Annotated in this window: 6 protein-coding genes; 3 read left to right on the top strand and 3 right to left on the bottom strand. The window is 56.0% G+C overall.

Annotation, left to right across the window (positions count from 1 at the left end; translation table 11 throughout):
* Positions 1-19: 19 nt before the first annotated feature.
* Positions 20-562, bottom strand: coding sequence for a hypothetical protein (locus ASTEX_RS12800; protein WP_041659366.1), 543 nt, complete (start codon positions 560-562; stop codon positions 20-22).
* A 176-nt stretch (positions 563-738) separates the two neighbouring features.
* Between ASTEX_RS12800 and ASTEX_RS12795 the strand changes: the two genes are divergently transcribed.
* Complete coding sequence (locus ASTEX_RS12795) at positions 739-2,256, top strand: tryptophan halogenase family protein (RefSeq protein ID WP_013480055.1); 1,518 nt, start codon at positions 739-741, stop codon at positions 2,254-2,256.
* A 96-nt stretch (positions 2,257-2,352) separates the two neighbouring features.
* Here the strand turns inward: ASTEX_RS12795 and ASTEX_RS12790 are convergent, their stop codons facing one another.
* Positions 2,353-5,064 carry a TonB-dependent receptor gene (locus tag ASTEX_RS12790; protein ID WP_013480054.1) on the bottom strand — a complete coding sequence of 904 codons (2,712 nt, stop codon included), beginning with the start codon at positions 5,062-5,064 and terminating at the stop codon, positions 2,353-2,355.
* A gap of 436 nt (positions 5,065-5,500) precedes the next feature.
* Between ASTEX_RS12790 and ASTEX_RS12785 the strand changes: the two genes are divergently transcribed.
* Positions 5,501-7,876 carry a glycoside hydrolase family 127 protein gene (locus tag ASTEX_RS12785; RefSeq protein WP_013480053.1) on the top strand — a complete coding sequence of 792 codons (2,376 nt, stop codon included), beginning with the start codon at positions 5,501-5,503 and terminating at the stop codon, positions 7,874-7,876.
* 8 nt (positions 7,877-7,884) lie between these two features.
* Complete coding sequence (locus tag ASTEX_RS12780) at positions 7,885-9,699, top strand: Svx/AvrXca family virulence/avirulence protein (RefSeq protein ID WP_013480052.1); 1,815 nt, start codon at positions 7,885-7,887, stop codon at positions 9,697-9,699.
* Positions 9,700-10,275: 576 nt separating this feature from the next.
* Here the strand turns inward: ASTEX_RS12780 and ASTEX_RS12775 are convergent.
* On the bottom strand, positions 10,276-13,116 hold the full coding sequence (locus ASTEX_RS12775; protein WP_013480051.1) for a beta-L-arabinofuranosidase domain-containing protein: 2,841 nt from the start codon (positions 13,114-13,116) through the stop codon (positions 10,276-10,278).
* Between the last annotated feature and the right edge of the window lie 146 nt (positions 13,117-13,262).

Genomic DNA, 13,262 nt, shown 5'->3' with positions numbered 1-13,262 from the left:
ATTCCTTAGACCATAGAAGTCATTCGACGATCGAAACGGTAACGGTTAGTTCGCCGGCATTATCAGCAAAAATATCGTCGTTCAGACCAAACTGAAGCCTTTCAGCGTTGGCCGGCACGGTTACCTCGAAGGCCTCACCTACCGCAAACGGCCGGGCAATCAGATGACCTTTGGCGTCGGTAAACACCCCGATCAACTCATTGAGGTGTACGGGGTAAGCCGCGGGATCAATGAACCGCGCCGGAAAGATGGACCCCGAACCGCCCACCTGATCGGTCGCAATAAAAGATTCCTGACCGGCCGGGCCAAACTGGGGGCCACCGGGAATGGTCGAAGTGCCGCCTGTTGCGGTGATCCTCAGGGTTTGTCCGACCGCAAACTTCAGGGGTTTTATTTCGACCGGCTTGGTGCCGTCATTGCGACCGAAAGGTATGTTTGGGTTTGTTTTCTGGCTCCAGGGCATGGACGTACCCGGCACCTTAACGGTGACCGGCTCGGCGGCCTTTGCGACCGGACAGGAGATAAGTGCACACCCAGTGATCAGACTTGCTAACCGCTTCATGGTTTGTACCCATTCCCCTTTTTGTTCCGTAAGGCAGCCCACCGATACCTCCTGCCGACACGAGGAAGCCATGAAACGGAGATTATGTCAAATACGTTATACGATATACCGAGCGATTGACAGTAATGTATCAGAAGGCTCATAGTGGGCGGGTTCGACTGCATCGGAAATAAAGCATGAACGTCAAAGGCATGTACAGGCTGGTCATTGTAGGCGGCGGAACCGCCGGCTGGATGGCCGCCGCGGCCCTGCGCCGCAGTTTCTCCGCCCTGCCCTACACGGTGACGCTGATCGAGTCGGACGAAATTGGAACGGTTGGCGTGGGCGAAGCGACGATCCCGCCCATGATCCAGTTCAATGACATGTTGGGCCTGGACGAAAACGCCTTCCTGAAGGCGGTCAACGGCACATTCAAACTGGGCATTCGCTTCAAAGACTGGTCGGCACCGGGTAGTGACTATTTCCACCCGTTTGGCGTCTATGGCGTTGATATGGGTGGTCTGAACTTCAACCACTACTGGATGCGCTACCAAAAGGCCGGCGGCTCTGCTGATTTTGGCTTGTTCAATCCTCAGACTCTGGCGGCGCGCGCCAACCGCTTCGGGCGCATGAAGGAGATCAACCCCAACGTCCCGGCCGTCAACTACGCCTTCCACTTTGACGCTTCACTCTATGCGCGCTATCTGCGTGATGTCTGCGTGCAACGGGGGGTGGTACGCAAAGAAGGCCGTATAACCGAGGTGCAGCAGGATCCGGACAACGGCGATGTCACCGCCGTTGTTCTGGCCAGCGGTGAGCGTATTGAGGGCGACCTGTTCATCGACTGCTCCGGCTTCCGCGGCCTGTTGATCGAACAGACACTCAAAAGCGGTTATGAAGACTGGTCCAAATGGCTGCCGTGTAACCGCGCCGTGGCCGTTCCGTGCGATAAGGTCGATCCGCTGACGCCCTACACGACATCCACGGCGCGCGAAGCCGGCTGGCAGTGGCGCATCCCCCTGCAGCATCGCACCGGCAATGGCTATGTCTTCTGCGACAGCTATCTGAGCGAAGAAACGGCCTCGGACCTGCTGATGCAACGCCTTGACGGCCAAGCCCAGGCAGAGCCGCGCGTGATCCGCTTCCAGACAGGCCACCGGAAGCAAATGTGGAACCACAACGTTATCGCCATGGGACTGGCATCAGGCTTTCTTGAGCCGCTGGAATCGACCTCCATTTGGCTGGTTCAGGAAGCCATAGCGACACTCCAGCTTTATTTCCCCAGAGGCGGCATCACCGATACGGCCCGCGCCTGCTTCAATCGGGCCATGCTGGACGCCTATACCAATGTGAAGGACTTCCTGATCGCTCACTATAAGGTCACAACGCGCGAAGACACGCCCTTCTGGTCCTATTGCAAGCATATGGACATCCCCGACAGCCTGCAATTCCGCCTCGACAGCTTCAGGGAAAATAATCAGCCGCTCGTGCGCCCTCAAGACCTCTTCAAGGAAGCCAGCTGGTTTGCCGTGCTCGCCGGGCAGGGCCTGATGCCGCAGTCTTATCACCCCGGCGCTGACGTGATGCCCGATGACGAATTTCGCTGGCGAATACAGAAGGTTCGTGAAGGTACGACCGGTCTGGTCAACATGATGCCCGGACACGAAGCCTATATCGCAAAGACCTGCGCGTCCCCTCACTTCGTCAGCGCGTAAAGATTTTAACCCCAATCTTAGGCGTAACGAAAAATCCCCACTGCTTCCAGTGGGGATTTTCTTTGCGATCAACCCGGGGATCGAAGCGGGTCAGGATCAGTAGCGGAAACGGGCACCGATCTGAATAGTCCGTGCCTGAACACGCAGCCCCATCGGGACAAGGTTGTCTTCACCCCAGTACCGCTTCGTATTGTTTTCAAGCAAGTTGGTGCCTTCAACACTGAGCGTCAATTGGCGGATGGGCGTCCATGTGAGAGACGCATCGAGGCGTGACGTTGGATCGACATAAAGCGAGTAACGCCCCTGATCGTAATCAAGCACCGCGCTGTCACGGTACTTATCACGATAGTTATAAGCGATACGTGCACCTAATTGCGGCGTTTCATAGTAAAGCGCAACATTGTAGGTGTATTTGGAGTTGCCCACAGCGTTGTAGTCGCCGAGCCCCGTATCATTAAGGTAAGGATAGAGAATCTCTGCCTTGTCGTTGTAGGTGGCATTCAAGCTGGCCCCGAAGTTCGCCCACTTTCCCGGTAAAAAGTCGAAGAAACCCTGAGCCGCGAATTCATACCCCTGGAATTCACCCGGACCCGCGTTCACCGGCCGGTCCACCGTCCAAAGCCCCTCATAACCTGGGACCGGCACATTCACCTCATGCACCCAAGTGATGAAGCCATCAGGTTTCTTAAGGTAGGTGGCCAGTGACACTAGGCCAGAGCGTCCAAAATAGTATTCAAGTGACGCGTCATAGCTGGTTTCGTGGTTTGGCAAAAGAGCCGCATTACCCCCCCATCCACACCGGCAATCATTGTTGAGAGACACCCAAGACGTCGCTTCTCCGAAACCGGGCCGCTGGACATTCTCGGTATAGGCCAAGCGCAACTGTAGCTTAGGCGTGAAATGAATGACGGCTGTCGCACTGGGTAGCGCATCCGAGTAGTCAATGGGGGCAACGACAGGCTTAGCGGTCGGTGAGTTTCGCGTGGTGCTGCTTCCCCAAGTGTGTGTGTTGCGGACCCCAATCACTCCGTCGACTGGAATACTGGCGATATTGAATCCATAGGTGAATTGCGCATACACGGCTGCTGTTTTTTCAGTCGCTTCAAATGAACCGAACCCGGTTTCCGTCGTCACAACAGAGTCGCCCCAGCCGCCAGAGCCCCCTGAGTATGACACCTTGTTCGGATCTGTGGCATAGGCCCGGATGGCATCGAAATTGTCAATGATGCTGTTAAGATTCAGGCGATACCAGGTAGGAGAGTCGAAGCCGGGCACCTTGATGGAGACAGCGTCCAGTACACTACCGCTTGGAAAGTTTGCGAGCTTGACAGCTTTAGCGCCTGAGAAGCCTGCATAGCGATAGCCGTAAGCGTTGCTGGTTGAACGATCACTGTGCCGCAGGCCAAACTGAACGCTTCGCAATAACTTGTCATCGCTGGCCCGGTAGGTCGCGTTAGCCTGCCAGACGACCTCTTCGCTCTCCTCAAAGTTCTTGCCGTTCTCAAACTCACGCATATAGTAACTGCTTGCATCCGCAAGGTTAACACCCGTGTATTCAACATACGGCGCACCTTCGACCGTTTTATCCGAGTCCATGTCTACAAAGAACGAAGTGGCATCAGTGAAGCGAATGGTTTGACGGTACCACTGCATATCTCTGCGATTGTCGTCCTTGTACACACTCGCGTTCAGGCTCCAGCGATCTGTGTTATAATTGACTTCGAAATTGAGACGACGATTTTCGTTGGTGATGGCCTGATCATTTGCCCACGGACCGATTGGCAGATCAGTGCCCGAAAACGTTGCTGACTTAAGCGAACGACCGTCCGGCATGAGTGTGATATTGGATATCTTCACATTGGCAATGTCCTTCAGGCGTGCCTCCAGAACATCCATCTGACGATGCTCTTCCGAGTCAAAGCCGGATGCTTCAACGAGGAAGCTGAGCTTGTCGTTTACCTTCCACTGCAAGGCTGCGTTGTAAGAGGGACGCTCGACAAATCCGCGTTCAACGCCGTAGCGCATCTTATAAACGCCTACGATAGTCTTCTTATCCGCAGGCAGGGCCGCAAGCTCGGCGCCCCAGAATTCACGTGGCGTTTCATTTTCGATATACTGCTCGCCATAGTTGTTTTTCTGGTGCGAAAAATTTAACAGAAACCCGAACTCACCGGCATCCGTCAAAAAACGATTTGCGACCAAAGCGCTGTAATACGGACTCTCGGTGTCCCCGACATTACTGTAAACACGGCGGGCACTGCCGGCAAAGGTCCAGCCTTTCGGCAGATCAAGGGGACGACGTAGATCAACATTCACCGTTCCGGCAATGCCGCCTTCTACCTGATCCGCCGTTCGCGTTTTGTAGACCTGTACGGATTTCAAAAGCTCTGCTGGAATGTCATTCAGCGATGCAGCACGCCCTGTCCCGGAAGACGTAGCATTTCCGTTCAGGGTTGTCTGAATGTCTGTCATGCCTCGGATAGCGACACTGCCGCCTTCACCACGCTCACGGGTAATCTGGACGCCGGTCACCCGCGAAATAGCCTCGACAACGTTGTTATCCGGGAGCTTGCCGACATCCTCCGCGTCGATCGCTTCAAGGATCTGCCCCGCTTTTCGCTTCTTTTGTGCGGCGGATTGCAAGCTCTTGCGCAAGCCCTTGACGATAACGACGGTTTCCTTGTCATCATCAGCCTGAGGGGTTGTCGGTTTGTCATTTGCGCTCTGCGCCAAAGCTGGCGTGCAGTACATAACCACAGCCAGCCCGGTTGCGGCTAGCATCCACTTTTTTGTGTTGAACGGGTGCATCTTCGTAAATCCTAACCACACGACGCGGTCCCCTGACAGCGCGTCTCGGTGGAGAGAATTGGGCACGAAAAATCGCATCCGTCAAAAATATTTTATACGATATACCCCCGTTCGATGACGATTTTATAAAAACAGACAATTCCTGTGCCTTTTCGGCCACAACCGCCCTATTGGATCAAATAGGAGAGAACTTCCGTCAAGCGGAGATTTTATCAAAATAAATCATATGTTTGAGATTTCAGCATTCGGCTCAAACAATGTGAAATCAAGTCCGCGCCTGCGTAATAGGCGTCTGAAGGCTTGTTTTATGTCCGATTATTCGATATTTTGTATACCATATACCCACAGGCCTGTGCTTCGGTAGATCGGCCTCACGACTCTTTTATCCAACGCTCGCGGCATTTTGAAGTGAAACCACCTGCCCCAGGACGCAGACATGACCTTAAAGATCGCCTTTACCCGTCGCGACACGCTGACAAGCACAGCGGCCCTTTTGGCGGGTATATCAGTATCCGGCAGGGCTGGGGCCAACGACACATACGATAGTGTGACGTCTTTGCCCTTGAGCGATGTCCGGCTGCTGCCCTCCCCTTTCAAAACAGCAGTAGACGTCAATGAAGCCTATCTGCTGAGCGTCAATCCCGACCGACTTTTGCATAATTATCGCAAATTTGCGGGTCTGACGCCCAAGGCTGAGCTTTACGGCGGCTGGGAGCGCGACACGATTGCCGGCCACAGTCTCGGACATTACCTCTCAGCCATTTCCCTGATGCATGCGCAGACAGGCAATGCCGCACTTAAGCTTCGCGCCGCCTATATTATTGACGAATTGGCCCTCGTTCAGGGTGCCCACGGCGACGGCTATGTCGCGGGTTTCACCCGCAAGCGCAAGGACGGCCGCGTTGTTGATGGCAAGGAGATCTTCCCGGAACTCATGGCTGGCGACATCCGCTCGGCTGGCTTTGATCTGAACGGCTGCTGGGTGCCTCTCTATAACTGGCACAAGCTCTATAGTGGTCTCTTCGATGCTCAGACCTTCTGCGGATATGACAAGGCGCTTACCGTAGCGGTCGGGCTTGGTGTTTACATAGACAAGGTCTTCCGTGCGCTGACCGATGATCAGGTTCAGACCGTGCTTAACTGCGAATTTGGCGGATTGAACGACTCCTTCGCCGAACTTTACCGGCGCACAGAAAACCCGCGCTGGCTAGCACTGGCACAGCGCCTTCACCATAAGCGCATCATCGATCCGCTCACCGCCGGTGAAGACAAACTGGCCAATAACCACGCCAATACGCAGGTTCCCAAGCTGCTGGGCGAAGCGACCCTCTTCGAGGTCACGGGCAACGAAAACAACCGCAAGGCCGCCAGCTTTTTCTGGGAACGGGTCGTCAATCACCACTCCTATGTGATCGGCGGCAATGCCGATCGGGAGTACTTTTTCGAACCCGATACCATCTCCAAACACATCACCGAAGCGACCTGCGAGCATTGCAATACCTACAACATGCTCAAGCTGACGCGGCATCTTTACGGCTGGGAACCGGATGCGCGCTATTTCGACTATTTTGAACGCGCGCACTTCAACCATGTGCTGGCCCAACAGAATCCGAAGACGGGCATGTTCAGCTACATGACGCCTCTGTTCACCGGTGCGGCGCGCGGATTCTCGGATCCGGTCGATAACTGGACCTGTTGCCACGGCTCAGGGATGGAAAGCCACGCCAAACACGGTGAATCTATCTTTTGGCAATCGAGCGATACCCTCTTCGTCAATCTTTACATCCCCGCCACCGCCCGCTGGGCGACCAAGGGCGCGCACCTTCGACTCGACACCGGTTATCCTTATGACGGAAACATCGTTTTCAGCCTTTCCAGCCTTCGCCGACCGACGAAGTTCAAACTGGCCCTGCGTGTCCCCGCCTGGGCGAAGCGCGCCGATCTGACGCTGAATAACAAACCCGTCAAGGCTACGAGGGATGGCGGCTATCTGGTCATTGATCGGGCCTGGGCGGTGGGGGACACGGTCAGGCTTTCCCTGCCACTGGATTTGCGTTTCGAAGCCACCCGCGACGATGGAAAGGTGGTGGCCGTGCTGCGTGGGCCGCTGGTGCTGGCGGCGGACCTGGGCGGCGTCGACGACGATTACAAGGCGGTGGAGCCCGCGTTAGTAGGTGACGATCTGCTGGCGGGATTCAAGCCCGTCGCTTTAGAAAAAGCACACTTTCGCACCAAGGGCGTTGGCCGCCCTGCGGAAATGACGTTTGTGCCCTTTTATGCCCAGTATGAGCGACGCAGCGGTGTTTATTTCAAGGGCTTCAGCGAGGCTCAGTGGAAGGACGAAGAGGCGGCCTTCCTCGCCGACCAGGAACGCCAGCGTGATCTGGCCGCGCGCTCTGTGGACGTCATGCACCTCGGTGAAATGCAGCCCGAACGCGACCACAATCTCGAGTCTGACGTCTCATGGCCCGGCACCTATCGCGGACGCAATGGACGCGATGCGCGACAGGGTGGATTCATACAGTTCACGATGAAGGTGCGCAAAACGCCGGGCCTGGATGCCGGTCCGCTACAGCTGCAAGCGACCTACTGGGGGAGCGACAAGCGCGCTTTCGATGTGCTGATCGACGGTCAAAAGGCGGTCAGCGTCGCGCATACAGAAGCCCCGAGACCCGGTGCGTTCTTTGATGAGGTCTACGACATTCCCGAAGACCTCACCAAGGGCAAAGAGGCCGTAACCGTTCGTCTCCAACCCACAAATGGCCGCTCGACCGGCATGATTTTCGGCCTTCGCTTCTTCACCGCCAGATAGAGACACCCATGCGCGCTTTGATCTCCGCGACCGCTTTGTTGGCCGCCTCTGCCCTTTTCCCCGGCGCCCAAGCCAAGGCAGCCTGCATTCCCGGCAGCTTCGCGATTGTATCAGGCACGCCTGAAGAAGCGCCCGTGCAGTATGAGACCGAGCACTACGCCTTTAGATGGAAAGAGGGCTCAGTCAATAAAACAGATGCCGTGTTCGCCGGGGAGACGCTCGAATACATCTGGAAGTTCTACATGGACGGGACCAAGTTTGCCGTCCCGTACTGTGATACCGACAAAAAGCACAAGGCCAATATCAATCTCGACCCGAGCTTTGCGCTTTCCGGCGGACCAACAGGGGAGCGTGATATGGGCATGTGGATCCACCCTCTGTCGCTCAAAGATAATTGGGGTCTCGCACACGAATTTGCCCACGGGCTACAGGGTTCGTCGCGTGGCTTCCGGGACTCTGTCTATTCGGGCTGGTTGTGGGAAAACCACGCCAATTGGATGACGCATCAACTTCCTGTTTTCCGGGATAACGTCCATTGCTCAGAGATGCTGGTTAACTTCCCTCACCTCTATTATGGCTCGACCCGCGATCGCTACTGTAGCTGGCAGTTTCTTGAGTACCTGAAGAATGAGTTCGGTTATGAGGCGGTCAATCGCCTCTGGTCTGACGCGCTGAAACCGGGTCAGGCAGGCTACGAGCAGGAGGACCCTTTCGTTGTACTGATGCGCACTCAGGGCTGGAGCCTTAGCCAACTCAATGATGTGTTTGGCAACTGGGCGCTGCATAATGTCAACTGGGACTACATCAATCCAGACGGCAGTGATCAAGGCCAAATCTATCGTAAGGCCTACGGTTCCTATGAACAGCGCGACGGTCAACGCTTCCTGCGAGTCACCCAGCTTGATGCCATCGACACCCAAAAGCGGCAATTTGCGGTACCCTTCGAATGGGCACCCCAACGCTGGGGCTATAACATTGTCAGGTTGTTTCCGGATAACGGCGCAACGACGGTAACGGTTACTTTTCGGGGCATCGTTCAGACGAAGCCGGCAAACACCCTTCCTGGTCTCGAAAATGAACCTTCGACACTGGCTGAACCGGGGTCCAACTGGCGTTGGGGGGTAGTGGCGATCAGCCAGGATGGCCAATCGCGCATAAGCCCTGTAGTTGACGGGGCAGATGGTGACATGATCTTCCCCGTCAAGGCGACAGATAAGGCTTTATATCTGGTCGTGATGGGGGCCCCCGACGTCTATCAGAAAATTCAGTGGGATCAGCCTTGGCACTCCATTTACCGTTATCCTTGGATGGCGAGCTTCGAAGGGGCCATGCCGGAGGGATTTCAGCCGGGCGCTCAAGCACCTACCTTAAAAGGGCACCGGCACCCTAATGGTGGTGGTTGGGTCGCCGATGGCGCGCAGGTCGCAGCGAGTGCCTATGTGGGGCCTCAGGCCCGTGTATTGAGCGGTAAGGTGCTGGATCATGCGCGCATCGAAGATCATGCTGTTGTGAATGGGGGCGAGGTATCCGGTGAAGCCATCGTCGGCGCGCTTAGCCTTATCTCGAATGGCGTTAAAGTCACGGACAAGGCCCTCGTCAAAACCAGTTTTATGGGCATCGGGCAGTTTGAGCCGGGGGCGGTGATCAGGGGGACAGTAAAGCTATATGGCGACGTCGAGCTGCGCGGAGGGCCAACCCTAACGCACGGGGCCTACAGCGGATTCGTGGATGCCAGCAGTCTACAATCGCCTCAAAAAGGCGGAAATCTCGACGAGATTCCGCAGGAGATCACCAAAAGAAGTGAAGTGAAGTGGCGACCCTAGTGAGGATTTACATTTATTGATACCTAGCGCTTCGTCTGCCCACCAGGCGTCAGGTTAATCGAACCCTCACGCCTCATCGCAGCCGTTTGATAGGCTCTATCAGTGCGAAAGAAATGTTCGCCACACAGCACAACGCGTCTGATAGTCTTGTTCGCCAGATACAGGCTCTACGTAAGGCGAAGGGGATGTCTCAATCGGAGTTGGGAAACCTTGTAGGCATCCCCCAGAGTTAAATTTACAGACTGGAAAGCTGTGACGTCGATCTGCAACTGTCCACGCTCATCGAAATAGCGCGTGCCCTTGATATGGAGATTGTACTTAGACCCCGGCAGGCGCCTCCCAGTGCTGAAGAAGAGGCATTGCCCGGTGACGCCGATCTTCGCGTAAATCTCACGAACGCAGAGATGTGACCCCGCGTCTGGCTCAACACACACCGACCCATTTCGAGGGAATGGATATACACCACAGAGGTTCGCCCTTTGAGAGGGAACCTTTCTCTGGGTAGCACAATGTTAGACCACCAATAGCTCGCTCCTCCGCGGACCTACCTAAACCACCACGGCAAGTATCTGAACTTCAACCCTGATCGTTTATCCAGACTTGAGATTGCAGACCAGTAAAGCGTTGGCGGGGTCCGACCTCAGCTACTTCTGACTTTGTGCCCGGCGCGTAGTCGATATCGCCAGCGCCCATTTCGCTGGCCTGGCCACCGATGCGGTTCATCCGTGCATAGTTGGGGATGGCCAGCATGGGCGAGCCATCGGCCCATTTTCCGGTCAATGCCACCACGCCACCTAGCAGGTCTGCGCGCCATTCCGCCTTGATCGGTGCCTTGCTAAGAGGTTGGGTTATGCTTTTCTGGTCGGCGAGTTCAACGTTGTAGACTAAAGGCCCGTAGCCGAGGGCCACCTTGCCCCGATCGGCTTCGATCTTCGGATCGGCGTGGATTCGCTGCGGTTCCATTGGGATTTCGAAGGCGATGGTGTCCCCCGCCCGCCACTCACGCGTCACGACCGCATAGCCATTGATGATCTCCGGCGAATAGGCTTTGCCATTGACGGTGAAGCGTTTCAGGCCGCTGATTTCCGGGGTCGCGGTATAGAGCGCGCTGGTCTGGCGGTTGGGCACGCGCACATGGACCGTAAAGGTCTTGGTTTCCTTGGGATTGACGGTGATCGAGACCGCGCCATTCCAGGGATAGTCGGTCTTTTGCACCATCTCGACGTCGGTCCCGGCCACCTTTTCGACGGTAATCGTTGAGCCGATGAACATATTAACGTAGAGGCCGGCCTTATCCTTCAAGTAGGTCCAGGTCGGGATCATCAACAGGGTACGCGGGATGTTGGCGACACAGCACGGGCACACGTGCCAAAGCGTGCGCTCGGTATTGACGAGGGGGTTGGTGTAACAGAAGCTGCGCCCTTCGAGATCCGTCGAACCCAGAAGCGCATTGTACATGGTCTGCTCATAAAGATCGGCATACCTGGCGTCGTGGTAGCTGAGGTTCATTTTGTACTGGAAGAAGATCAGCCCGCAACTTGAGCAGGATTCACAGTAGGCGCCATTGCGAAGCGAGTAGTCAGGTCCGAAGCCCTCAGAGGTCTCGCCAGAGCCGATTCCGCCGGTGACGTAGTATTTGCGATTGACCATGTTGTCCCACAGCGAGGCCACAGCGCTCTGGTAGTCGCGGTCGCCGGTCTCTGCGGCTATATCGGCCATTCCCGAATAAAAGTAGACGGCGCGCACGGCATGGCCGACGGCCTCATACTGCTGCACCGGAGGGAGATGGCTCTGGTCGTACTCCTGCCCTCCGCGGCGCGATTCCAGCAAAAATTTAGCCAGCGCGATATAGGCGTCACCCCGGCCGTTCCCTTCCTCGTCATTGACGAAGCGACCGAAGCGGACAAGAGCCTGCTCCATCTCCTGATGACCATCGAACCATTCCTTCTTGCCCGGCCCGATATTGGCCACCCAGCAATCGGCCAGTTTCTTGGCGGCGTTATAAAGGCGCAGATCCTGGCCATTGGTCAGGGTGTAGTGATTGATGGCGGATTCGATGAAATAGCCGGCGATATAACCCTCGTGATTGCTCCGCTGTTCGGGCGACCAGCGCTCCGGCCATTCTGATTTTGGGGCCAGGGTCTTGGCGGTTTGAAGATAGCCGTCTGGCTCCTGCGCCGCGAGGATAATCGGAATCCACCGCTCCAGCGTCTCACGCATCTTATCCTGTGCCGTGATAATGTCTTTATCACCCTGCGGATCGACCATCAGGGCAATGCAGATGGCCTCTACCGTTTCCAGCACCCACGCATTGGAAAATACATAGCCTTTGTGCGGACCATGCCGCTCGCCGCGATTGGCCTTGCCCGCCTCGATGAAGTTGTCGATACCCCCATTGCCGATGGTCAGATCAGTGCGTTCGCAATAGTCGATGACGTGCGGAATCCAGTTAACAATCAGGGTCTTGGCGCGCGTATTCCACAGCGGGCTGTCGATGATGTAGCGTTTGGTATAGACGACATCGAGCCGCTGCGGCGGCGGCGCGGCTTGAGCATGGAGCTTAAGCGTCGAGCGGCTGACCTTGCCTCCGGTATGGGCTTCCAGTTCCAGTACATAGTCGCCGAGCGCCGAAACCTGCGCCGTGGTGACCGGGGCCTTGGGATCGGCGAAGGTGACTTCTCCCGGCCCGGACACCTTGCGCCAAAGAATGCCGGCGTCGGCCGTAGAAGTTAGCCACTCGGCCTTGCCACGCAGATAGGTCTTACCTCCCATGACCACCGTGCGGTCAATACCGGCCGCCACGGCCGGTGCGAACAACGGCACAGCCCCCGAACTCATGACCTTCCATTCCAGAATGCCGGTTGACAGCTTACCGTCCGAAACGATTTCCAGACGCAGTTTATCGGTCGTCACCGCATCGAAGGTGCTGATATTGAGGGTATCTTTCTTCGTACCCAAGCCTTGTGTGTTTTTCACCGGCGTGAAGGTTGTGCCATTCCAATAGAGAATGCGACAGGCTTTCGGCGCGCCAACGCCTTGGCCATCCACCCACCAGTACACCTCGATACTGTTGGTCGTAACCGGCTCGCTCCAGTCGTACTGCACCCATTCCGTGCCCGTCTTTGGCCAGTTGCCATACATGCCGGCTTCGGCATCGGCGGAGTTGTTAGGAGTGTTGCCGTCATTCAGCGCCGATACCCGGGTATCGCCGGAATGATAAGAGGTCGAAGCGGTCGCCACTTTAGCCAGATTGACCGGCGCGTCCGCCGCATGGCTAGGTGTTGTCAGCGACGCGATGCCGGCAAACAGCGATATACCTGCGGCTCCAGCGAAAAAAGACCGCCGTGTGAGGGCAGCGCAAGGACAATCCGATCCGCATTGATCGGAATGATTGCCTTCGATAAATTTTCTGTGCATCGGAAAGCCACGGCCTGAGTGAATGATTTGGTATACAGTGTATACTCAGACAATTTAAATTGACAAGCCATTTTCTTGGCACCCCAAAGCGGTCGATACCGCCGGACCTTAAGAAAATGACTGCAGCCTCCTGATAACCTCAAACC

This window comes from Asticcacaulis excentricus CB 48 (genome assembly GCF_000175215.2).
In the GTDB taxonomy this organism is placed as follows: Bacteria; Pseudomonadota; Alphaproteobacteria; order Caulobacterales; family Caulobacteraceae; genus Asticcacaulis; species Asticcacaulis excentricus.
The sequence above is the reverse complement of the archived record's forward strand: the minus strand, read 5'-3'. Positions and strand labels throughout refer to the sequence as shown.

Coding starts and splice junctions, on each gene's coding strand:
- ASTEX_RS12800 (WP_041659366.1), bottom strand. CDS start 562: ATGAAGCGGTTAGCAAGTCTGATCACTGGGTGTGCACTTATCTCCTGT.
- ASTEX_RS12795 (WP_013480055.1), top strand. CDS start 739: ATGAACGTCAAAGGCATGTACAGGCTGGTCATTGTAGGCGGCGGAACC.
- ASTEX_RS12790 (WP_013480054.1), bottom strand. CDS start 5,064: ATGCACCCGTTCAACACAAAAAAGTGGATGCTAGCCGCAACCGGGCTG.
- ASTEX_RS12785 (WP_013480053.1), top strand. CDS start 5,501: ATGACCTTAAAGATCGCCTTTACCCGTCGCGACACGCTGACAAGCACA.
- ASTEX_RS12780 (WP_013480052.1), top strand. CDS start 7,885: ATGCGCGCTTTGATCTCCGCGACCGCTTTGTTGGCCGCCTCTGCCCTT.
- ASTEX_RS12775 (WP_013480051.1), bottom strand. CDS start 13,116: ATGCACAGAAAATTTATCGAAGGCAATCATTCCGATCAATGCGGATCG.